Here is a 22,006-nt window from a genome sequence, read left to right on the forward strand (position 1 = left end):
TCCGTCCCCATCTTCCGTCACTATGACACCAAAACGGGCGATCTTCTTGATCCCTGGAGGCCGGTGAGCCGGGTGATCCCGCCAGTCTGCCACGGGCGCCGGGCGCCGGGTCCCGGAATACCGGGATGCGCCCGGCCGGTGACTCATCGGAGACAGCCGCGATTGTCCGGGGGAGGAGGTACGGTTGGCTGTCGTGCCGACCGACTCCATCGCCCCCGCCGAAGACGTCTCCCCGAAGGCGGACCTGCCGCCGGTGGAGGAGCTGCTGAGCACCGCCGTCGAGGCCGTCGGCGGGGTGGAGCGGCCCGGCCAGATCAAGATGGTCCAGGCGGTGCAGCACTCGATCCAGTCGGGTGACCACCTGGCCGTCCAGGCCGGCACCGGCACCGGCAAGTCCCTGGCGTATCTCATCCCCTCGATCCGCCACGCGATGACGGCCAAGGGCGCCGTGGTCGTCTCCACCGCCACCATCGCGCTCCAGCGCCAGCTCGTCGACCGCGACCTGCCCCGCCTCTCCGAGGCGCTCGCCCCGCAGCTCCCGCACGAGCCCACGTTCGCGATCCTCAAGGGCCGCCGCAACTACCTGTGCCGTTACAAGGCCAGCGCGGGATGGCCCGACGACGAGCAGGACCAGCTCTTCGACCCGCGCGAGGTCAGCCTCACCGGGCGGATGGTCCAGCGCATCCAGGAATGGGCCGAGGAGACCGAGACCGGCGACCGCGACGAGCTCGTCCCCGGCGTCAACGAGCAGGCCTGGCGGCAGTTCTCGGTGAGCGCCAGGGAGTGCCTGGGCGCCACGCGCTGCCCGAGCGGGATGGAGTGCTTCGCCGAGCTGGCCCGGGCCCGGGCCGGCGAGTCCGACATCGTCGTCACCAACCACGCGCTGCTGGCCATCGACGCGATGGAGGACTTCCCCCTCCTGCCCGAGCACGAGGTGGTCGTGGTGGACGAGGCCCACGAGCTGGTCGACCGGGTCACCTCGGTGGTGACCGGCGAGCTGTCGGAGACCATGGTCGCGCTGACCGTGCGCCGGGTCGGCAAGCTGATCGAGCAGCACCTCGCCGACCGGCTCATGGAGGCCGGCGAGGACCTGAAGGCCCTGCTCGCCGTCGCTCCCGCCGGCCGCCTCGACGACCTCCCCGAGGTGCTCGGCCTGACACTGGCCCTGATCCGCGACGCGGCCTGGGCGTGCATCACCGCCCTCGGCCCCCGGATGAGCTCCGACAAGGACGACCCCGAGAGCGCGGGGCTGCGCAAGGCCGCCTTCACCGCCCTGGACGAGGTCCACGACACCGCGCAGCGGATGCTGGAGGCGTTCGGCCACGCGGAGGAGGTCGACCGGGCCGAGGTGGTCTGGCTGGAGGCGGGCACCGAGCGCCGCCCTCCCCTGCTCCGGGTCGCCCCGCTGACCGTGGCGGGCATGCTCCGCGACAAGCTCTTCGGCGACCGCACGGTCATCCTGACCTCCGCCACCCTGGCACTGGGCGGCGCCTTCGACGGGCTGGCCCGCCAGTGGGGCCTGGGCGCCAAGGAGGGGGGCAAGGAGCGCGCCGGGTGGACCGGGCTGGACGTCGGCTCGCCCTTCGACCACCCGCGCAGCGGCATCCTCTACGTCGCCAAGCACCTGCCCCAGCCGGGCCGTGACGGCCTGCCCGAGGCCTACCTGGAGGAGATCACCGAGCTGATCGAGGCCGCCGGCGGCCGGACCCTCGGCCTGTTCTCCTCGATGCGCGCCGCCAAGGCCGCCACCGAGGCCCTGCGGGAGCGGCTGAGCGTGCCGCTGCTCTGCCAGGGCGACGACTCCACGATGCTGCTGGTCAAGCAGTTCGCCGAGGACGAGCCGACGTGCCTGTTCGGCACCCTGTCCCTGTGGCAGGGGGTGGACGTGCCGGGGCCCTCCCTGCGGCTGGTCATCATCGACCGCATCCCCTTCCCGCGCCCGGACGACCCGCTGACCTCCGCCCGCCAGCGCCACGTCGCCGCCAAGGGCGGCAACGGCTTCATGGCGGTGGCCGCCACCCACGCCGCCCTGCTGCTCGCCCAGGGCGCGGGCCGCCTGCTGCGCAGCCAGCACGACAAGGGGGTGGTCGCGGTCCTGGACCCCCGCCTGGCCACGGCGCGCTACGCGGGTTTCCTGCGCGACTCCCTGCCGCCCTTCTGGCCCACCAACGACCCGGCGAAGGTCCGCGACGCCCTCAGGCGCCTGGCGGCCTCCTGAGGTCAGGGCCGTCGGCGCCCGCGGGCCCCGCTCCGGTCAGGAGAAGGCGTCCAGATCCGGGCGCTTGGGATCGAGGAGGTCACCGGAGGAACGGCCCCGCAGGCGGCGGACGACCCAGGGGCCGAGGTGCCGGCGGACCCACTGGACGTCTTCGCGGCGCTTGACCGCGGGATCCACCCGCTCGCGGGGCGGCCAGACCTTGCGCCAGTCGTCGTCGCAGTCGACCCCGAGCACCTCGCACACCTTGGCGGCCACTATCCGGTGGCCCTCCTCGTTCATGTGCAGGCGGTCGTCGCTCCAGGCGCGCCAGTCGCGCAGGCCCTGCATCGACCACTGGTCTACCAGGCGGCAGCCGTGCAGCTCGGAGATGGACCTGACGTGCATGTAGAAGATCGCGACCGTGCCGCGGACGCGGCGCATGATCGGGGTGTCGCGCGGGTCCACGCCGGTGAACAGCAGCACCTCGGCGCCGGTGGCCCGCAGGTCGCGTACGGCTCCGGCCAGCTTCTTGGCCATCCGGTCGGGGTCGCTGCCCGGCCGGAGCAGGTCGTTGCCGCCGGCGCAGAGGCTGACCAGGTCGGGCCGCATCCCGATGGCCCGCGGGACCTGGTGCTCGACGATCTGGTCGATGAGCTTGCCGCGCACGGCGAGGTTGGCGTAGCGGAAGTCCGGGTCGAGCGCGGCCAGCCGCTCGGCGACCCGGTCGGCCCAGCCCCGGTAGCGTCCGGTGCTCGCCGGGTCCGCGCCGGGCCCGCCCGTCCCGGGGGCGTCCGGCCGGCCGGGGTCGTTCAGCCCTTCGGTGAAGCTGTCGCCGAGGGCGACGAAGGAACGGTAGCCGCTCACCGGGCGTCCTCGGCGATGGCGTGCAGCGCGAGCACGTAGGACCTCAGGCCGAAGCCGGCGATGGTGCCGGTGGCCACGGCGGCGACCACGGAGGTGTGCCGGAACCGCTCGCGGGCGGCCGGGTTGGAGATGTGCACCTCGACCAGGGGCGCGGTGCGCTGGGCGACGGCGTCGCGCAGCGCGTAGGAGTAGTGGGTGAAGGCGGCCGGGTTGAGGACCACCGGCACCCGGCCGTCGGCCGCCTCGTGCAGCCAGGCCACCATCTCGGCCTCGTCGTCGGTCTGCCGGACGTCCACCGACAGGCCCAGCTCCCGGCCGGTCTCGCGGCAGAGCGCGACCAGGTCGGAGAAGCTCTCCGCGCCGTAGACGTCGGGCTCGCGGGCGCCGAGCCGTGACAGGTTGGGACCGTTGAGCACGTACACGGGTCTCATGGGATCGATCGCCGCTCTCCGCCGGCCGTGCGGCTGTGCTGGCCGGCGTGCCCGCGGCACGGCCGGCGCCCGCCTCCCCGCCTCCTCGCCGGGGCCGTCCGCCTCACCGGGCGACCTCCTCGTAGGCGGCTTCGAGCAGGGCCTCGGGCGGGTCCTCCAGCGGGGACACCTTCGCCAGGCCGTCCAGGACGACGAAGCGCAGCTTGGCGCCGCGGCTCTTCTTGTCCAGGCGCATGTGGTCGCGGAGCTGGGGCCAGGCGTCACGGCGGTAGGAGACGGGCAGCCCGACCGAGGTCAGGATGGACCGGGTCCGGTCCACGACGTCGGCGCCGATCCGGCCGTCCAGGCGGGACAGCTCCGCGGCGTAGACCATGCCGATGGCCACCGCCTCGCCGTGGCGCATCCGGTAGTCCTCGACCCGCTCGATGGCGTGGGCCAGGGTGTGGCCGTAGTTGAGGATCTCGCGCACGCCGCCCTCGCGCAGGTCGGCGCCGACGACGGCGGCCTTGATCCGGACCTTCCGCTCGATCAGCTCGCGGGTGTGCCGTCCCTCGGGGAACCGGGCGCCCTCGGGGTCGTCCTCGATGAGCGCCAGGATCGCCGGGTCGGCGATGAAGCCGCCCTTGATGATCTCCGCGAGGCCGCCGACGTAGTCGTCGCGGGGCACCGAGGCCAGCGTGGTCAGGTCGCACAGCACCCCGGCCGGGGGGTGGAAGGAACCGACCAGGTTCTTGCCCTCGGGGGTGTTGATCCCCGTCTTGCCGCCGACCGCGGCGTCGACCATGCCGAGCAGGGTGGTCGGCACCTGCACGACCTTGACCCCGCGCAGCCAGGTGGCGGCGGCGAACCCGGCCAGGTCGGTGGTGGCCCCCCCGCCGACACCGACCACGGCGTCGGAGCGGGTGACCCCGTAGCGGCCGAAGGCCGACCAGAGCTGGGCGGCCACCTCGACCGTCTTGGCCTGCTCGGCGTCGGGCACCGGCAGCGGGACGACCTCGTATCCGGCCGCCTCGATCGCGCCGCAGACCGGCCGCGCGATCTCCGGCAGGCTCGCCGGGTGGACCACGGCGACGGTGCGGACCCCCGGGCCGAGCAGGCCCGGGAGCTCACCGAGCACGCCGGCGCCGATCACCACGTCGTAGGGGGCCTCCCCCTCGACCCTGATCCTGGAGACCGTCACGCCGGCAGTCCCTTCACGATCTCCTCGACGACCTCGCCGGGCTTGCGCTCGTCGGTCGCCACGATGACGGTGGCCAGCCCCTCGTAGACCGGGCGGCGGGCGTCCATCAGCTTCTTGAGCTGGCTGCGCGGGTTGAGCACGAGCAGCGGTCGCGCCGAGGCCAGGCCGACCCGCTGCACGGCCTGCGACAGGCCCACCTCCAGGTAGACCACCGGGTGGCCGGCCAGCAGCTCCCGGGTGGCCTCGGCCAGGACCGCGCCGCCGCCGAGGGAGAGCACGCCGTCGTGGTCGGCCAGCGCCAGCCGTACGGCCTCCGCCTCCAGCTCCCGGAAGCGCTCCTCGCCGTCCTCGACGAAGATGTCGCTCACCGGCTTGCCCGCCACGGTCTCCACGTCGGCGTCGGTGTCACGGAAGGCGGCCCCCAGGCGGTCGGCCAGCAGCCTGCCGACCGTCGACTTGCCCGATCCGGGAGGGCCGATCAGAACTACGCGGGGACTCACTGCGCCTCCTCCAGCGGCCGGCCGGGGCGGGAGCCGGTCCGGCTCCGCCCGTCGGCTCTCCCGCTCACTTGATCACCATCGACGAAAGGTAGCCGGACAGGTTGCGCGCGACCTCCTCGACGGAGTCGCCGCCGAACTTCTCGATCGCGGCGTCGGCCAGGACCAGCGCGACCATCGCCTCGGCGACGATCGCGGCGGCCGGGACCGCGCACACGTCGGAGCGCTCGTGGTGGGCCTTGGCCGCCTCGCCCGTCAGCACGTCGATGGTGGCCAGCGCCCGCGGCACGGTGGAGATCGGCTTCATCGCCGCGCTGACGCGCAGCGGCTCGCCGTTGGTCATCCCGCCCTCGACGCCGCCCGCCCGGTTGGTGATGCGGCGCACCCCGCCGACGGTGTTCTCGATCTCGTCGTGGGCCTGGGAGCCGGGGCGGCGCGCGGTCTCGAAGCCGTCGCCGACGGCGACGCCCTTGATCGCCTGGATGCCCATCAGGGCGGCGGCGAGGCGGGCGTCGAGGCGGCGGTCCCAGTGGGTGTAGCTGCCCAGGCCGGGCGGCAGGCCGTAGGCGAGCACCTCGACGACGCCGCCGAGGGTGTCGCCCTCCTTGTGGGCTTTGTCGATCTCGGCGACCATCGCGGCGCTGCCGGCCGGGTCGGCGCAGCGCACCGGGTCGGCGTCGACCGCCTCCATGTCGCCGGGGCCGGGCAGGACACCCTCCGTGGCCCGCGCCCCGCCGATCGAGACGACGTGGCTGACGATCTCGACGCCGAGCGCCTGCCTGAGGAAGTTTCTGGCGACCTGGCCGAGGGCGACGCGGGCGGCGGTCTCGCGGGCGCTGGCCCGGTCGAGCACCGGCCGGGCGTCGTCGAAGCCGTATTTCTGCATGCCGGCGAGGTCGGCGTGGCCCGGGCGGGGGCGCGAGCGCGGCGCGTTGCGGGCCTGGCCCTCCAGCAGCGCCGGGTCCACCGGGTCGGCGGCCATGACGGTCTCCCACTTGGGCCACTCGGTGTTGCCCACCCGGATGGCGACGGGGCTGCCGAGCGTGCGGCCGTGCCGCACACCGCCCACGACGTTGACCACGTCCTGCTCGAACTTCATCCGGGCGCCGCGGCCGTAGCCCAGCCGGCGTCTGGCCAGCGCCCCGTCGATGTCGGCCGTGGTCACCTCCACCCCGGCGGGCAGGCCTTCCAGGATCGCGACGAGCTCAGGGCCGTGGGACTCTCCGGCAGTCAACCAGCGCAACATGATGACAAGTCTTCCATGTGCCGCCCACTGGAATGGCCGCAGCTCACCAGGTGAGACGCCGGCCGGTGAGCCCGGCGGTGACCTCGCGCCGGACCTCGGGAGATCCGCGACGAGTACGGCGAGCGGCTGGAGCCCTAAGAGGTCGTCGGCTGGGAGGCCAAGGCCGCATGACCGCCCCGGCGATCAGAGGACGGTGAGGAGGGCCGCGAAGGCCCCCGCGACCATGAAGGGGCCGAAGGGGATCTCGCTCTTGCGGCCCGCGCGGCGCAGGACCATCAGCGCGACCCCGTAGAGGCCTCCCGCGACGAAGCCCAGGAAGGCCCCGGCGACCAGCGTCTCCCAGCCCGCCCAGCCGAGCGCGGTGCCCAGCACCGCCGCGAGTTTGACGTCGCCCAGGCCCATGCCCGCCGGGTTGACCAGGAACAGCGCCAGGTAGAAGGCGGCCAGGGCGAGCCCGCCCAGCCCGGCTCTGAACAGGTCGTCGAAACGGCCTGCGAGCACGGCCGTCACCGTCAGCAGGGCGGCGGTCCCGAGATAGGCGGCGAGGGTGAGCCGGTCGGGCAGCCGGTGAACGGCGGCGTCGACGAAGACCAGCGCGACGGCGACCACGGCCAGCCATCCGTAGGCGGCCAGCTCGGTCCCCGGGGCGAGCTCCGGCAGCGGGCCGGACGGCCGTCCCGCGAGGACGGCGCCGGAGCGGGCGGACGGCGGTACGGCGCGCAGGGCGAGGGCGGCCAGTGCCAGGGCGATGACGAGCTCCACCGCCAGCGGCGGCGGGCCGATCCGCCCGGAGCAGCCCACGCAGCGCGCGGCCGGCAGCGGGCCGGCCCACGGCAGGCGCCTCCAACGCTCCGGCGAGGACGGCCGGCCGGTCCGCGCGGGGCCGGCGCCCGGGGACTCCCCCGCCGGCCGCGGACCGGCGCCTCCGGTACGCCCCCGGCGCCCCGGGCCGGGCAGCGGGACGCCGCAGTGCGGGCAGTCGCGCCGCGGCGGCTCGCCCTCGGCCACCGAGTGCCGGACCACCAGGACCCGCGTCCAGAGCCCGGCCACCAGGCCGACGACAGCCGCCGCGACCGGCAGGAGGCTCACCGAGCCCCCTCGGCCGGGGCCGCCCACGGACCGCCGCCGCCACCCGCTCGCCCACCACGCTCGTCCACGGGCCGACCATAATCCGCGCGGAGCCCCGGCGTCTCGGGGAGGGCGGAGCCGGCCGGACCGGGTCGCCGCCCCGGCACAGGACGGCCCGGGGCATGGGACCGGCCCGGGAGGTCAGCTCCGTCCGCGGAAGGGCCAGCCGAAGCGCCGCCGCCGGGCGGCCGGGGCGGCCTCCTCCATCCGCGCCACGGTGACCTCGGGACCCAGCTGGTCGATGGTGCCCGACTCGACCGCGGCGAACGCCCGCAGGACGCTCCCCTCGATCACGAAGGGCACCGGGCCCGCCACGTCGATCACGACGGCGGCCGCGTTCTCGTGCACCGCCGCCTGGCAGACCTGGAGGGTGGTGGCCTGGATCGGCCGGGCGTCGGGGCGCCAGAGCTTCAGCGACTCCGTCCCGGTGAAGGCGAGCACCGCCTCGCGCCCGTCGGCGCCGATGAGCTTCGGCAGGGCCATCTCGCTCTCCTTCTCCTGCCGCAGCCCGTGCTCGCCGACCTCCGACTCGGTCAGCAGGGCCACCACCGGGACGAGCAGCCGGGCTCCGCCCAGCGCGGATATCACCTCGCCGGCGTCCGCCGTACCGGCGGACAGGGCCGCGAGAGCGGACGCCACGGAGGCGTCGGCGCTTCCGTCGTCGTCGGGGACCAGGGGCTGGGGAATGCTCGGCACGGATCCGGAGCCTACCCGGGGCGGGCGGGGAGGAGGGAACGCCGGGACCGGGGTCCCGGGAAAGCCGGGACAACAGCCCCATGACCGCGGGCCGGTGGGCGGGCCACGATCGATCCGTCAGGAAATGCGATGGAAGGAGCGGGTCATGCCGGAGACGATCGAGCGCGGTCGGCAGGCCGGGGAGTCACGGACGGCGCGTACGGTCCGCTACGCGGTCGAGCTGCTGTTCTTCGCCGCGACCCTCGGGATCGTCTACACGCTGTGGGGCTGACCCGTCCGGCACGGGGCGCGCGGCCGTACGGGGGGGCACGGCCGCGCGGGGCGGGTCAGCCGAGGTCGGCGATGGCGGCGACCGGACCGCCGCCGCTGGGGCCCTGGTGGACCGCCGCGACCGAGACGAAGACGGCCGGGTCGCCGGTGACGCTGGCCGCGACGCCGCCGACGGTGGCCTTGATCTGGCGGTGCCAGTGCACGTCGGAGTCGTCGAGCATGATGTTGCGGCGTCCCCGGACGCTGCCCGACGGGTCGGCCTCGCACTTCATGAAGACGTTGACCAGCCTGCCGCCCAGGTCGGTCGGGTGTGGCCGGTCGGGCAGCTCGATGCCGCTTCCGCGGATCGCCTCCCAGATGCCGTCGGCGTCCAGCGCGTCCTTCATGACCGAGTGACCGATCCGGTAGCGGCCGCCGATACCGCGCACGTTGCCGACGACCACGATCTGCGCCCGGTCCAGCTCGACGCCCGAGGAGCAGGACGCGACGGAGGAGTACAGCGACAGGTCGCGGTGGATCTGCTCGGCCGTGGGCATCTCGATCTCGCCGAGCGCGACCGCGACGCCGAGCGCGGTGGTGGAGTTGGAGATGTCCATGGACGGGCCGGTGTCCTCGATGACGACGTCCTTGCCCCGGGACTTGGCGTCGTTGATCGTGGCCAGGGTCAGCAGGGGCGTCTTGGTCTGGACGTAGTGGACGTCGGCGGGGTCGTCGATCCCGGCGATCTTCATGGCCTCGCGCACCCCGGCGGCGACCTTCTCCACCATGGCGGGGCGGCCGATGTCCTCGGGCAGGATCACCTCGCTCATCGCGATGCCGACGCTGACGCGCGGCTCGTCACTCGGCTCCGCGTCCGCCGTGGTGGCGAAGATCGTCGCGTGCGGGCTCAGCACGCCGTCGGTGCCACCGGACCACACCAGCGGGACGCTCTCTGGGGACGGATGACCCTTGGCGGCGAGCACCTCGCGGAAGGCACGGTCGGCCAGGATCCGGGTGTAGTCGTTCACCCCGCCGTTGCCCTCGGTCTTGCCGATGACCGCCAGCACCCGGTGAGCCTCGATCACCCCGTCGTCGATGAGCCTGGCCAGCCCGGAGGCGTCGGTCACGCTCTCGATGGCCACCTTGCGCACTTCAATCGGTTCCGGCATTGCTGTCACCTTTCGATAGGTCGTGTCGACAGGTCATGGCGTCGTTTCACTCTTTCCGCACCACGGTGCCGGTCTGCCCGCCGACCGCCGCCCCGATGCCTTCGAGAGAAGTGATCACCGCCCGGCCGCCGCCGCCCTCGACGAAGCGGAGCGCGGCCTCGACCTTCGGTCCCATGCTCCCTCCCGCGAAGTGCCCGGCCGCGTGCAACACGCGCAGCTCCGCCACGGTGACGGGGCCGAGGGGCCGGGCGCGGGCCGTGCCGAACCCGACCACGGCCCCGGGCACGTCGGTGGCGATCACCAGGACCGTGGCGCCCACGGCGCGCGCCAGCACCGCGGCGGCCAGATCCTTGTCGATCACGGCCTCGACCCCGGTGAGCCGCCCGGCGGCGTCGCGGACCACCGGCACTCCCCCGCCGCCCGCCGCGACGACGGTGAATCCGGCGGCCGCCAGCGCGGCCACCGCGGGCGCGTCGAGGATCTCCAGCGGTTCCGGGGAGGCCACCACGCGGCGCCAGCCCCGGTCGAAGCGGCGCCAGGTCTGGCCGAACCTCTCCAGGCGCCGGGCCTCCGCCTCGGTGAAGTAGCGGCCGATCGGCTTGACCGGATCGAGGAAGGCCGGGTCGCCGGGGTCGACGAGCGTCCGGGTCACCACGGCGACGGCCCGGCCGTCGAGGGCGTTCAGCACCAGCGTGCCGATCGTGGCCTGGGTCTGCGCGCCGCACCAGTCGAGCGGCACGGGGGGCACGACGTCGGCCGCGAGCTGGTTCTTCAGGATCAGGTTGCCGACCTGGGGGCCGTTGCCGTGGGTGAGGGTCACCCGGTGGCCGGCCGCGATCAGGGCGGTGACGTGACGCATCGCCCCCTCCACCGCCCGGCGCTGGTCGTCGGGCGAGGCGCTCCCATCGGGAGCGGTCATCGCGTTGCCGCCGAGCGCGATCAGTACTCGTTCGCCCACACGGGCGACGCTAATGGCCTGCCCGGCCCGCCTCATGGGCACTCTTTGCCCAAGGCGGGGCCGTTCTTCGACAGAACTCAACGGTTAGCGGGCCAGGCCAGCCTGTGATCTACGACACATCCGAAGATCCGACGAATTGGACAAATGGCCATTTATAAGAACGAGCCTGGATATTTCACGGTACAGAATCTCATTCAGTTAACGCGGTGTTTCATCACCCCTCACCCGCCACCTCGCACGGCACTGATAAGTTTGTTTACAGTTGGTTCCACAGACGGAAGTCATCCGTCCCGCGCAGCTGGGAAATCGGGGTCCTACGCATGCACGCACTACTGGAAAAACCTTCTGACGAGGCCGTGCGCTACCTTCCGCGGCCACCCTCGGACGGCGAGCTGAAACTCTATTTCGGCCCGCAAAGGCGTTGGGTATTACTCTGCACACCTCTTTCCCTGACATTAACCACGGGCACCGTTCTCCTTTTCTCGATGCGCCACCCAGCGCTGTGGCCGTTTTTCGCCGCGCTGGCGCTCAACCTGGCGGGCTGGGCGATGTCGTTCGTCGACGGCCAGCGCCAGCGCCTCACCACCTGGGAGTCGCACGACCTGCTCGTCCGGTCCTGGCGGCCGGCGGGGACGCCCGCCGTGGACGTGTTCCTGCCGACCCGCGGCGAGCCGCTGCCGATCCTGGACAACACCTTCCGCCACCTGTCCGCCCTGCGGTGGAACGGTCCGATCACCGTCTGGGTGCTCGACGACGCCGCGCGTGCCGAGGTGGCGGACCTGGCGGAGCGGTACGGCTTCCGCTACAGCTCCCGGGCCGACCGGGGGCACCTGAAGAAGGCGGGCAACCTCAACCACGGCCTGTCGATCAGCTCCGGCGACCTCGTCGCGGTCTTCGACGCCGACTTCTGCCCGCGCCCGGACTTCCTGGCCCACTTGGTCCCCTACCTGGAGGACCCGGAGATCGCCGTGGCCCAGTCTCCCCAGTATTTCGACACCGCACCGGACATGCCCTGGCTGCAGCGGACCGCCGGAGCGGCGCAGGAGATGTTCTACCGGTGGCTGCAGCCCTCCAGGGACGCCGACGGCGGCGCGATCTGCGTGGGCACGAACGTGGTCTACCGCCGGTCCACGCTGGAGGAGATCGGCGGCTTCCCCAGGATCGACCACAGCGAGGACATCCACACCAGCGTCGAGCTGATGCGGCGCGGCTACCGCACCAAGTACGTGCCGGTGCTGCTGGCCAAGGGGCTGTCCCCGGACAACGTCGCCTCCTACGTCGCCCAGCAGTACCGGTGGGCGATGGGCTGCATGAGCCTGCTGTTCGACCGCGACTTCCACCGCACGCCGATGCCCTGGCGGGTGCGGCTGTCCTACTACAGCGGCTTCCTGAGCTACTTCGTCTCGGCCGTCAACATCGCGGCGGTCCCGCTGCCCGGCCTCGTCATGCTCGCCTTCTACCCCGAGGACGTCCGGGCCTGGCACATGATCCCCTTCGTGGCGCCGCTCTGGGTGGCGCTGGTGCTGCTGCCGGCGGTCTCGGTGAGCCGCTGGCGCTTCGAGGTGGTCCGGGCGCAGACCCTCTACTCCTACTGCCACCTGCTCTCCATCGTGCACGCGGTGCGCGACCGGGCGGCGGCCTGGGTGCCGAGCGGGGCCGCCGCGGGCAGGAGCAGGCTGGTCTCCTCGATCAGCCGGACGGCTCTGGCCTGGCTGACCGTCACGACCGCCGCCACCTGGGCCGGCATCGCCCTGCGCGCCCCCGTCCACGGCTGGGACGACTACTGGGCGCTGACCCTCTTCGCCTGCGGCACCACCTACATCACCCTCCCCCTCATCCGCGATCTGTGGAGGACCCTCCGTTGAACCACCGGTTCCGCTGGCCCGAGGCCCTGGCGATCACCGCCCTGCTCCTGCTGGGCGTCCTGCTCGCCTCCGGCTCCGCCGCACTCCCGCCGCTTCTCCCCGCCTCCTAAGGAGCGACCGCCTTGACCCCGCGGTATCACCTCGGATTCCGGCCCGACATCGAAGGGCTGCGGGCGGTGGCCGTCCTGGCCGTGCTGGCCTTCCACGCCACCGTCCCCGGCCTGGCCGGGGGGTTCGCCGGGGTGGACGTGTTCTTCGTCGTCTCCGGCTTCCTGATCACCGGCCTGCTGCTGCGCGACATCGCCGCCGGCGGGCGCTTCTCCCTGGCCGAGTTCTACGCCCGGCGGGCCCGGCGCCTGCTGCCGGCCGCCGGGACCGTACTGCTCGCCACGGTGCTGGGAGCCTGGCTGCTGCTGCCGCCCCTGCGCGGCGGCGACATCGCCGGTGACGCGGTCGCCGCCGCCCTGTCGATCGCCAACTGGCGCGCCGTCGCCGCCCAGACCGACTACCTGGCCGCCGCGCGCGACCCCAGCCCCCTGCTGCACTACTGGTCGCTGGCCGTCGAGGAGCAGTTCTACCTCCTGTGGGCGCCGCTGCTGCTGGTGACGGCCCTGGCCGCCCGCCGCCTCGGCCGCGGCGCCGTCCCCGCCATCGCGGTCATCGTCGTGACGCTGACCTGCGCCTCCTTCGGCCTGTCCCTGCGCTGGACGGCTCTCAGCGAGCCCCTGGCCTACCTCGCCTCGCCCTCGCGGGCATGGCAGTTCGGCGCCGGGGCCCTCGCCGCCCTGCTCATGCCGTACGGCTCCCGCCCGCGTCCCCCGCGCGGCGCGGTCCAGGACGGCCCGGACGCCGGCCGCGGAGCCGGACGGCGCCCCCGCCCGGCCGCCAGAGCGGTCTCGGCCGCGCTCGGCCTGGCCGGAGCGGCGGCGATCGCCTGGTCGGTCGCGGTGTTCGACTCGACGACCCGCTATCCCGGGACGGCCGCCCTGGCCCCCACGCTCGGCACGGTCGCCGTCATCCTGTTCCGCTCACCGGTCTCGGCCCTGCTGACGCTGGCCCCCGTCCGGGCGATCGGACGGCTGTCCTACACCTGGTACCTGTGGCACTGGCCGGTCCTCGTCCTCGCCGAGGCCGCGCTCGGCACCCAGCCCTGGCCGGTACGGCTGGCGCTGGTGCTGGCCTCGGCCGTCCCGGCGGCGCTGACCATGAGGCTGGTGGAGAACCCGCTGCGCACGTCGGAGGTGGTGACCGCGCTGCCCAGGCGCGGCCTGGCCCTGGGCAGCACCGCCGTGACGGTCCCCGTCGCCGCCGCGCTGCTGCTCAACGGCGGGGCCGTGCAGGGCGTGGCCACCACCCGGGTCACCGTGGCCGACGCCCCCGCCACGGCGCTCCGGCCGCCGCCCGCCCAGGCCCGGACCGACTTCCCCCGGTCGAAGGGGTGCGAGGTCGCGCTGACCGCGACGACCAGCCCGGCCTGCCTGTTCGGCGACCCGGCCGCGAAGGACAGGATCGTCCTCGTCGGCGACTCCCACGCCGGTCAGTGGTTCGCCGCCGCCGAGCGCGTCGCCGTGCGCAGGGGCTGGGCCCTTGAGGTCCTGACCAAGCCCGGCTGCCCGTTGCCCAGGCTCACGGTGGTCGACCCCCGCCTGGGCCGGGAGTACCACGAGTGCGACACCTGGCGCGAGTACGCGCTGAAGCGGCTCGCCGCCGGCCCCCCGCCCCGGCTGGTCCTGGTCGCCTCCCTCAACGCCTACGCGACCGACCGGGCCGCGCTGACCCGCGCCTGGGACTCCACCCTCGACCGGCTGACCCGGCTCGGCGCCCCGCTGGTCTACCTGCGCGACACCCCGCTGCCCGGTAAGGACGTGCCCGCCTGCCTTTCGGGCGCGCCGGCCGGCGACTGCGCCTTCCCCCGCGACCGCGGCCTCCGTCCCGACCCGCTGGCCGAGCAGATCACCGCGGGTGAGCGCCCCGGCGTCCGCCTGCTGGACGTGACCCCCCTGCTCTGCCCGGCCACCGCCGCGACCTGTCCCGCCGCACTGGACGGCATCGTGCTCTACCGCGACGACGTGCACATCACCGACACCCTCGCGGCGCGGCTCGCCCCCCGGATCGAACAGGACCTGGAGGACCTCGACCTGATCCCCACCGTCCTGTGAGGACCGCCGCGCGGTCCCCCTCATGACCGCCCTCCTGGCCGGGTGCTCGGGGCCCGGCCGGGAGGGCCTGAACCGGAAGTTGTCGCGGGCTGCCAACTCCGCAGGTGGAACCGGTGCGGCCAGGTCATAGACCGCGAGCGGGTGACGAGGAAAGGCTCTTGTTCCGCGTCCTTTCCGGAGGAGTGATCGAGTGGGTCGGCTCCGTCTTGGCCACATCGTCGTGATCGTCCTGTGTGCCGCGGCCGGGCTCGCGGTCCTCACCTTCGCGGCCGGCACGCTGGTGAACCGGGAGACGGCACCTCCGGCGCCGGAGGTGGACCTGGTCGCCGAGGCCAGGAGAATGGCCTCCGACGGGCTGAAGGACGCCAACGACTTCGGCTGCCGGCCCCGCGAGGGCTCGCCGTACCCGGTGATCCTGGTCCACGGCGCCAAGAGCACCGGGGCGGTGACCTGGCCGGTGGCGGCGCCGTACCTGAGCAAGCAGGGCTACTGCGTCTTCGCGCTCGACTACGGGTGGAGCAACTCGATCGAGGTCTCCGCCCGGGCGCTGGGGATCTTCGTCGAGGGGGTGCTCCAGGCCACCGGGGCGGAGAAGGCGGCGATCGTCGGGCACAGCCTGGGCGGGATCGTGCCCCGGGCCTACATGCGGCTGGAGGGCGGGGCGCCCAGGGTGTCGGAGCTGATCACGATGGGCGCCCCGCACCACGAGCTGACCGGGGAGCTGCGCGAGAGCTGCGGGTGGGAGACGGTCTGCGACGAGCTCCGCACCGACTCGCCGCTGATGGAGCGGCTCAACGCCCCCTCCATGGTCGAAGCCGGGGTCGGCTACACCGCCCTCGGCCTGAAGGCCGAGCAGGAGGCGGCCTCGACCTTCATCGACGGGCCCCGGGAGCAGGTCACCAACCGGATGCTCCAGGACGACTGCCCGCTCAAGGGTCTCATCGAGGGAGCGCTCGGACACAACCTGGAGACGCTGGACCCCGTGATGCTCTCCTACGTCAACAAGGCGCTGGAGTCTCCCGGACCGCTGCCCAAGGGCTACCGGCCCGACTGCTTCGCCCTCATCCTCTGAGCGCCCCTCCGCCCGCCGCTCGGTCGTCGGCGGCGGGACCCGTCTTCACCGGCGGCGCCGGCGACGTCCTCAGTCGTGATCGCCGCCCACGCCCGCGGCGCTCATCCGCCGCGCGATCTCGGCGACCACCCGCGCCCGGTGCGGCTGCAGGTAGAAGTGGCCGCCGGGGAAGACCGTCAGGGAGAAGTCCGAGACCGTGTGCGCCTCCCAGGACTTGGCCTGGGCGGCGGTGACCACCGGGTCGGCGTCGCCGACGAGGGCGGAGATCGGGGTGCGCAGCGGGGGGCCCGGACGGTGGTGGTAGTTCTCCAGCAGCCGGTAGTCACCCCGGATGTAGGGGAAGATGAGCTCGCGCATCGCGGGATGGGAGAGGATCTCCAGGTCGGTGCCGCCGAGCCGGGTCAGCTCGGCCAGGAGCCGCTCGTCGTCGTAGGCCGAGACCTGGCCTCTCCTCCTGGCCTCGTGCGGGGCCGTGGCCCCCGACACGAACAGCCTCGCCGGGCCGGTCCCCCGCGCCTCCAGCACCCGCGTGACCTCATAGGCGGTCACCGCGCCCATGCTGTGCCCGAACAGCGCGAAACGCCGGTCCAGCAGCGGGGGCATCGCCTCGGCGACCGCGCCGGCCAGTGCCTCCATGCGCTCCGGCAGCGGCTCGGTGTAGCGGTCGGCCCGGCCGGGCAACTGCACGCCGTACACCTCGACCGACTCGGGCAGCAGCGCGGACCAGTCCCGGTAGGCCGTGGCCGACCCGCCCGCGTGCGCGAAACAGATCAGCCTCGTGGTCGCTCTCGGGCGGGGCTGGAAACAGCGCAGCCAGCTCACGCGTGCCCCGCGCCCTCGGCCCGGGGGCCGCGCCGGTGCGCGCGGCCCCGCCGGCCTCCGTGTCCGTCGAAGACCGTGCGGCTCATCGATCCATGGCTCTGATCAGGCTCTTGGGCCGCATGTCGGTCCAGTTCGCCTCGATGTGGTCAAGGCAGGCCTGCCGGGTGTCCTCGCCGAAGGCGACCGTCCAGCCCGCCGGGATCTCCGCCCAGGACGGCCAGAGCGAATACTGGCCCTCGTCGTTGATCAGTGCCAGGTAGACGCCGTCGGGATTCTCGAACGGGTTGCTCATCCCAATTCCTTTCGGAGCAGTGCGGCGATCTCCGCGATCGGCCCGGGGTTCAACATGCTCTCGTGGTCGCAGGCGACCGTGTGGTCTTCGATCGTGCCGGTGACATAGGGCTTCCAGTCGGCGGCCGTGAGAATGTCGGGCTCCCGGCCGTGGGCGGCGATGACGAGGAGCACGTCGCCGTCGAAACGCCGCGGCACATGCTCCTGAGAGATCTTCACACCGTTACGGTAATTACGGTAGACCGCGAGCAATGTCTGTTCGTCGAGTGTGGCGTACCGCCCGCCCTGACCGCGTACGAACTCCATCACCTCCCCCATCTCCTCCGGCCCCCGGTAACCGGCCGCGGCGAGCAACCCGGGCAGCGCCTCGCCCCCGCCGGCGCCGATCCTCTCGCCGGGGTAGGCGTCCAGCAGGGCCAGCAGCGCCACCTCCTCGCCGTGCCCGCGCAGCTCGACGGCCATCGCGTGGGCGATCAGGCCGCCCATGGACCAGCCCGCCAGCCGGTACGGCCCGCGCGGCTGGACCTCGCGGAGGCGGCCGAGATAGTCCAGGGCCATGGCCTCGATCGACGGGGCCGTGTAGTCCGGCTCGGACAGGGCACGGGCCTGGAGGGCGTAGATCGGCTGGTCGGGGCCGAGGTGGCGGAGCAGGCCGGAGTACGGCCAGCCGAGCCCGGCGCCGGGGTGCACGCAGAACAGCGGCGGCCGGGAGCCGGCGGCGCGCAGCGGGAGCAGCACCTCCAGGCCGCCGCCCGCCTCCGGCCGTGTCTCCGGGCCGCCGGCACCGGCCAGCGCCTCGACCGTCTGGCGCGCGAACACCTCGCGCGGGGTGATCGTCAGTCCCTCCTGCCTGGCCCGGGAGACCAGCCGGATCACGCTGATGCTGTCGCCGCCCAGATCGAAGAAGCCGTCGTCGACGCCGACCCGCTCCAGGCCGAGCACCTGGGCGAACAGGCGGCACAGCACCTCCTCGGCGGGGGTGCGGGGGGCGCGCGAGGACACCGCGGCGTCCGGTCCGGGGAGAGCCGCGCGGTCCACCTTCCCGTTCGGGGTGAGCGGCAGCGCGGCCAGGGGCACCACCGTGGAGGGCACCATGTACTCGGGCAGCGCCCGCGCCGCGAACCGCCGCAGCTCCTGCGGGGTGACCGCGCCGACCACGTAGGCGACCAGCCGGTGATCCCGGGCGATCACCGACACCTGGGCGACCTCGGGATGCCGCGACAGCGTCGCCTCGATCTCGCCCGGCTCGATCCGGAACCCGCGGATCTTGACCTGGTCGTCGGCCCGCCCCAGATACTCCAGCTCCCCGCCGGCCGACCAGCTGACCAGGTCGCCGGTCCGGTACATCCGCCCGCCGTAGGGGCAGGCGACGAACCGTTCGGCGGTCAGCCCGGGACGGCCCAGGTAGCCGCGGGCCAGGCCGGAACCGGCGAGATACAGCTCGCCCGGGGCGCCCGGGGGGACCGGCCGCAGCAGGCCGTCCAGCACGTAGGCCCGCGTGCCGTCCATGGGCCGGCCGATGGGGGGCGCGGCCGGGCCGACGTGGGAGACCCGGTGGTAGGTGGCGTAGGTGGTGGTCTCGGTGGGCCCGTAGACGTGGCCGAGCGCGGTCTCCGGGCAGGCCGCCCGGACCCGGCGCATGGCCTCGGGCGAGGCCGCCTCCCCGCCGGTGAGGACCTCGCGGAGCGCCGCGAACGTACCCGGAGCCTCCTCGGCCACCAGGTTGAACAGGGCGGTGGTGATGAACAGGGCGGTCAGCCGGTGCCGGGCGACGAGGTCGCCGATCCAGCCGGGGTCGAGGTCGCCGGGCGGCGCCACGACGACCGTGCCGCCGTTGAGCAGCGGCACCCAGATCTCGTAGGTGGAGGCGTCGAAGGCGTGCGGCGAGTGCATCAGCACGCGCCGGTGGCCGTCGGCCCATCGGCGGTCGGCGGCCAGGGCCAGGACGTCGCGGTGCCGTACGGCGACGCCCTTGGGCCGGCCCGTCGAGCCCGAGGTGTACATCACGTAGGCGAGCCGGTCGGGATGGGTCCTCACGTGCGGGTCGTACTGCGGCGCGTGGCCGGCCGCCCCGGGAGTCTCCGGCGGGTCCGCGTCGACCCGGACCACCGCGGCGGCGTGCCCGAAGCCGGGCTCGCGGTCGGTGACCAGGACGGCCGCGCCGGTGTCGGCCATCACCCAGCTCATCCGCCCGGCCGGGTAGCCGTGGTGCACCGGGACGTACACGCCTCCGGCCTTGGCGATCGCCAGGGTCGCCACGACCACCTCGGCCGACCGTTCGAGCAGGACCGCCACGGGGGTCTCTGCCCGGACGCCCAGCCCGATCAGCCGGTGCGCCAGCCGGTTGGCCCGCCCGTTCAGCTCGGCGTAGGTGAGGGAGGTCGCGCCGCTCACGACGGCCTCGGCGTCCGGGGTCCGCTCCACCCGCTCGGCGAAGGCGGTCACGAGCGTCGCCGCGGCGGGGACCGCGGGGGAGTCCCCGGCCGGGGCGGGTGACCCGGTGGGAGGCGCCTCGGCCGGGGCGGGTGTCCCGATGGTGGGAGGCGCCTCGGCCGGGGTGGACGTCCCGGTGGCGGGTGTCCCGGCGGTGGCGGGTGTCCCGGCGGTGGCGGGTGTCCCGGCGGTGGCGGGTGTCCCGGCGGTGGCGGGTGTTCCGGCGGTGGCGGGCGCCTCGGCCGGAGCGGGCGCGGCTCCGCCGTTCCAGCCGTGCAGGACCTGCCGGCGCTCGTCGGCGGACAGCAGGTCGAGCCGGGCCAGCGGCAGGTCGGGGTCGGCGGCGACGGCCTTGAGCAGGCGCGTCAGGCGGTTGAGGAGCCCGAGGGCGCCGGCGCGGGGGACGACGTCGGGGCGGTGGTCCAGGCGCAGGGAGAGCCGCCTGCCGGGGACGACGGCCAGGGCGAGCGGGTAGTGGGTGGCGTCGGTGCCCGACGCCCCCGCGAGCCGCAGGCTCCCCCCGTCCCCGGCGGTGCCGAGGGCGGCGGGGTCGAGGGGATAGTTCTCCAGCACGGTCATGGTGTCGAACAGCCGCCCCAGGCCGGGCAGGCGCTGGATCTCGGCGAGCCCGAGGTGGTGGTGGGCGAACAGCTCCGCCTGTTCGGACTGCACCCGCCCGAGCAGGTCCGCCAGGGTCTCGGCGGGATCGATCCGCACCCGCACCGGGAGCGTGTTGATGAACAGGCCGATCATGCGCTCGACGCCGGGCAGCTCGGGCGGCCGGCCGGAGACGGTGCCGCCGAAGACAACGTCGTCGCGGCCGGTGAGCAGGGCGAGCAGCAGCGCCCACGAGCCCTGGACCACCGTGTTGAGGGTGAGCGACCGGGCGCGCAGGGCGGCGGTGAGACGGCCGGTGAGATCCTCGCTGAGATGGGCGCGGACCCGGCCGGGGTCGACGGGCGCACGGCCCGCGAGGTCGGGGGCGACCAGGGTGGGCCCGGCGATCCCGTCCAGGGCCCGTGCCCAGGCCCCGGCCGCCGCCGCCTGGTCCTGGCCGGCCAGCCAGGCCAGATACCCCTTGTACGGCGGGGCCGCGGGCGGTTCCGTCCCCCCGTAGAGCGCCAGCAGCTCGGCGGCCAGCAGCGGGGTGGACCAGCCGTCGAGCAGGATGTGGTGGTTGGTGAAGACCAGCCGGTGCCGGTCCGGCCCGAGCCGTACCAGGACGAAACGCATCAGCGGGGGCCTGGTGAGATCGAAGCGGCGGGCCCGCTCCTCGGCGGCCACGCCCTCGGCGTCGGCGGTGGCGACCTCCCGCCAGGGCACCTCGACCCGGCGGTGCACGAGCTGGACGGGCTCGCCGCCGGCCCGCTGCCGGAACGAGACGCGCAGGTTGGCGTGGCGGCGCGGCAGTGCCGCCACGGCGTTCCTCAGGGCGGGGACGTCGAGGGGGCCCGCCAGCTCCAGCACGAGCTGGGCGGTGTAGACGTCGGGCGCGGCCTCGTCGAACAGGGCGTGGAAGAACAGCCCCTGCTGCAGCGGCGACAACGGCAGGATGTCCTCAAGCTGACTCACGGGCACTCCACTCCGCGTCGAGTTCCGCCGCGAACGCGTCGATCTCTTCCTGGCTGATGGAGACCATCAGGTCCGAGGGGGTCAGGCCGCCTCCGGTGTGCCGGGACAGCCCGGTGAGGGCGGCGAACCACGCCTCGGCCAGCTCCCTGACCTCGGCCTCGGCGTACAGCCGTCCCGCCCATGACCAGGTCGCCCGGAGCCGGGGGCCGCCGGGCGTGTCCCGGGTGACGGCGTTGACCTCCAGCGCGTGCGGGAGCGCGAGGTCCGCCGCGTGACCGCCACCCACCGCGTCGGACTCGGGGGCCGGGGACCAGTCGGCTCCGGTGGCCGCCACGACCCGGCCGAGATAGTTGAAGGCCAGCTCGGGGACGGGACTCCGGGCCAGCTCGGGGGCGGTGTCGGGGTTGAGGTGGCGGAGCAGGCCGTAGCCGATCCCGCTGTCGGGGACGGCGCGGAGCTGTTCCTTGACCCGTTTGATCGCCCGGGCCGCCGTGGGGCCCTGGAGGTCGGCCCAGTCCGCCCGCCCGGGGTCCAGCCGGACCGGGTGGAGGGCGGTGAACCAGCCGACGGTCCGGGACAGGTCGGTGCCGGGGAAGATCTCCTCCCGGCCGTGTCCCTCCAGGTCCAGCAGGACCGAGTCCTGACCGCTCCACCTGCTCACGGCCAGCGCCAGCCCGGCGAGCAGCACGTCGTTGACCCGGGCGTGGAAGGCCGCCGGGAGCCGGGTGAGCAGCGGCTCGGTGACCTCCGCGGGCAGTTCGAGCGTGAGATGGCCCTGGGTGCCGAAGGTGTCCAGGGCCGGATCCAGCCGCCCGGTCCCGCCGCCGAGCATCCGGGTCCACAGGTCGAGTTCTCCGGCCCGGTCGCGGGCCTCGTCCTGGAGACGACGGGCCCAGGTACGGAAGGAGGTCGGCACCGGCGCCAACGCGACAACCCCACCACGCACAGCCGCCTGCCAGGCCGCGAACAGATCCGGCAACAGAATCCGCCAGGACACCGCGTCGACCGCCAGATGGTGCACCGCCACCACCAACCGCCCCGACACCCCCGGCCCGGCATCCACCCAGACCACCCCCACCATCCGGCCCGCCCCCGGATCCAACCCCGCCCGCAACAGCCCGGCCTGACCCGCGACCACCCCCGCCAGACCCCCACCACCCGCGACACCGTCGCCCGG

The 22,006-nt window shown here is 73.9% G+C and carries 18 protein-coding genes; 5 read left to right on the plus strand and 13 right to left on the minus strand.

Going from position 1 to position 22,006, the window contains the following annotated elements; translation table 11 throughout:
* Positions 1 to 193: 193 nt before the first annotated feature.
* On the plus strand, positions 194 to 2,218 hold the full coding sequence (locus tag ACWDS7_RS19690) for an ATP-dependent DNA helicase (RefSeq protein WP_451930441.1): 2,025 nt from the start codon (positions 194 to 196) through the stop codon (positions 2,216 to 2,218).
* Between the two features lie 36 nt (positions 2,219 to 2,254).
* Here the strand turns inward: ACWDS7_RS19690 and ACWDS7_RS19695 are convergent, their stop codons facing one another.
* The 7 genes from ACWDS7_RS19695 to ACWDS7_RS19725 all read right to left on the minus strand — a co-directional run bounded on the left by ACWDS7_RS19695 (position 2,255) and on the right by ACWDS7_RS19725 (position 8,239).
* Positions 2,255 to 3,061 (minus strand): SGNH/GDSL hydrolase family protein, encoded by an 807-nt coding sequence (locus ACWDS7_RS19695; protein ID WP_451930427.1) that lies wholly within the window; start codon positions 3,059 to 3,061, stop codon positions 2,255 to 2,257.
* Positions 3,058 to 3,492, minus strand: a complete 435-nt coding sequence (gene aroQ / locus ACWDS7_RS19700) for a type II 3-dehydroquinate dehydratase (RefSeq protein ID WP_451930428.1) — start codon at positions 3,490 to 3,492, stop codon at positions 3,058 to 3,060. Before aroQ ends, ACWDS7_RS19695 begins: the two co-directional genes overlap by 4 nt.
* A 103-nt stretch (positions 3,493 to 3,595) precedes the next feature.
* Complete coding sequence (gene aroB / locus ACWDS7_RS19705) at positions 3,596 to 4,672, minus strand: 3-dehydroquinate synthase (protein WP_451930429.1); 1,077 nt, start codon at positions 4,670 to 4,672, stop codon at positions 3,596 to 3,598.
* Positions 4,669 to 5,172: a shikimate kinase gene (locus ACWDS7_RS19710; protein WP_451930430.1), complete on the minus strand. Its 504-nt coding sequence runs from the start codon at positions 5,170 to 5,172 to the stop codon at positions 4,669 to 4,671. Before ACWDS7_RS19710 ends, aroB begins: the two co-directional genes overlap by 4 nt.
* Positions 5,173 to 5,236: 64 nt before the next feature.
* On the minus strand, positions 5,237 to 6,415 hold the full coding sequence (gene aroC / locus ACWDS7_RS19715; RefSeq protein WP_451930431.1) for a chorismate synthase: 1,179 nt from the start codon (positions 6,413 to 6,415) through the stop codon (positions 5,237 to 5,239).
* A gap of 183 nt (positions 6,416 to 6,598) precedes the next feature.
* The gene (locus tag ACWDS7_RS19720; protein WP_451930432.1) at positions 6,599 to 7,504 is read right to left on the minus strand and encodes a prepilin peptidase; all 906 of its coding nucleotides are present in this window, start codon (positions 7,502 to 7,504) and stop codon (positions 6,599 to 6,601) included.
* A gap of 180 nt (positions 7,505 to 7,684) precedes the next feature.
* The gene (locus ACWDS7_RS19725; protein ID WP_306867929.1) at positions 7,685 to 8,239 is read right to left on the minus strand and encodes an SseB family protein; all 555 of its coding nucleotides are present in this window, start codon (positions 8,237 to 8,239) and stop codon (positions 7,685 to 7,687) included.
* Between the two features lie 145 nt (positions 8,240 to 8,384).
* On the opposite strand from ACWDS7_RS19725, the gene ACWDS7_RS19730 reads away from it, so the two are divergent.
* Positions 8,385 to 8,510: a hypothetical protein gene (locus ACWDS7_RS19730; RefSeq protein WP_306867927.1), complete on the plus strand. Its 126-nt coding sequence runs from the start codon at positions 8,385 to 8,387 to the stop codon at positions 8,508 to 8,510.
* 55 nt (positions 8,511 to 8,565) lie between these two features.
* Here ACWDS7_RS19730 and bar read toward each other — a convergent pair whose 3' ends face one another.
* Positions 8,566 to 9,657 (minus strand): barbiturase, encoded by a 1,092-nt coding sequence (gene bar / locus ACWDS7_RS19735; RefSeq protein ID WP_451930433.1) that lies wholly within the window; start codon positions 9,655 to 9,657, stop codon positions 8,566 to 8,568.
* 46 nt (positions 9,658 to 9,703) lie between these two features.
* Positions 9,704 to 10,615, minus strand: a complete 912-nt coding sequence (locus ACWDS7_RS19740) for a carbamate kinase (RefSeq protein WP_451930434.1) — start codon at positions 10,613 to 10,615, stop codon at positions 9,704 to 9,706.
* 485 nt (positions 10,616 to 11,100) lie between these two features.
* Here ACWDS7_RS19740 and ACWDS7_RS19745 point away from each other — a divergent pair, with 485 nt between their 5' ends.
* The 3 genes from ACWDS7_RS19745 to ACWDS7_RS19755 all read left to right on the plus strand — a co-directional run bounded on the left by ACWDS7_RS19745 (position 11,101) and on the right by ACWDS7_RS19755 (position 15,711).
* Positions 11,101 to 12,480 (plus strand): glycosyltransferase family 2 protein, encoded by a 1,380-nt coding sequence (locus ACWDS7_RS19745; RefSeq protein ID WP_306867920.1) that lies wholly within the window; start codon positions 11,101 to 11,103, stop codon positions 12,478 to 12,480.
* A 122-nt stretch (positions 12,481 to 12,602) separates the two neighbouring features.
* On the plus strand, positions 12,603 to 14,639 hold the full coding sequence (locus ACWDS7_RS19750) for an acyltransferase family protein (RefSeq protein ID WP_451930435.1): 2,037 nt from the start codon (positions 12,603 to 12,605) through the stop codon (positions 14,637 to 14,639).
* 190 nt (positions 14,640 to 14,829) lie between these two features.
* A complete protein-coding gene (locus tag ACWDS7_RS19755; RefSeq protein WP_451930436.1) occupies positions 14,830 to 15,711 on the plus strand; it encodes an esterase/lipase family protein in 882 nt (293 codons plus the stop codon).
* A 69-nt stretch (positions 15,712 to 15,780) separates the two neighbouring features.
* Here ACWDS7_RS19755 and ACWDS7_RS19760 read toward each other — a convergent pair whose 3' ends face one another.
* The 4 genes from ACWDS7_RS19760 to ACWDS7_RS19775 form a co-directional block, all read right to left on the minus strand.
* Complete coding sequence (locus ACWDS7_RS19760; protein WP_451930437.1) at positions 15,781 to 16,533, minus strand: thioesterase II family protein; 753 nt, start codon at positions 16,531 to 16,533, stop codon at positions 15,781 to 15,783.
* A gap of 82 nt (positions 16,534 to 16,615) precedes the next feature.
* Positions 16,616 to 16,825 carry an MbtH family protein gene (locus tag ACWDS7_RS19765; RefSeq protein ID WP_451930438.1) on the minus strand — a complete coding sequence of 70 codons (210 nt, stop codon included), beginning with the start codon at positions 16,823 to 16,825 and terminating at the stop codon, positions 16,616 to 16,618.
* Positions 16,822 to 20,829, minus strand: a complete 4,008-nt coding sequence (locus ACWDS7_RS19770) for an amino acid adenylation domain-containing protein (protein WP_451930439.1) — start codon at positions 20,827 to 20,829, stop codon at positions 16,822 to 16,824. The genes ACWDS7_RS19765 and ACWDS7_RS19770 overlap by 4 nt, the downstream gene beginning before the upstream one ends.
* Positions 20,816 to 22,006 (minus strand): condensation domain-containing protein (locus tag ACWDS7_RS19775; protein WP_451930440.1); only part of this gene is annotated, 1,191 nt, incomplete at its 5' end. The genes ACWDS7_RS19770 and ACWDS7_RS19775, both read right to left, overlap by 14 nt.

Source organism: Streptosporangium sp. NPDC003464, assembly GCF_053588315.1.

Coding starts and splice junctions, on each gene's coding strand:
- aroQ (WP_451930428.1), bottom strand. CDS start 3,492: ATGAGACCCGTGTACGTGCTCAACGGTCCCAACCTGTCACGGCTCGGC.
- aroC (WP_451930431.1), bottom strand. CDS start 6,415: ATGTTGCGCTGGTTGACTGCCGGAGAGTCCCACGGCCCTGAGCTCGTC.
- ACWDS7_RS19730 (WP_306867927.1), top strand. CDS start 8,385: ATGCCGGAGACGATCGAGCGCGGTCGGCAGGCCGGGGAGTCACGGACG.
- bar (WP_451930433.1), bottom strand. CDS start 9,657: ATGCCGGAACCGATTGAAGTGCGCAAGGTGGCCATCGAGAGCGTGACC.
- ACWDS7_RS19745 (WP_306867920.1), top strand. CDS start 11,101: ATGCGCCACCCAGCGCTGTGGCCGTTTTTCGCCGCGCTGGCGCTCAAC.
- ACWDS7_RS19765 (WP_451930438.1), bottom strand. CDS start 16,825: ATGAGCAACCCGTTCGAGAATCCCGACGGCGTCTACCTGGCACTGATC.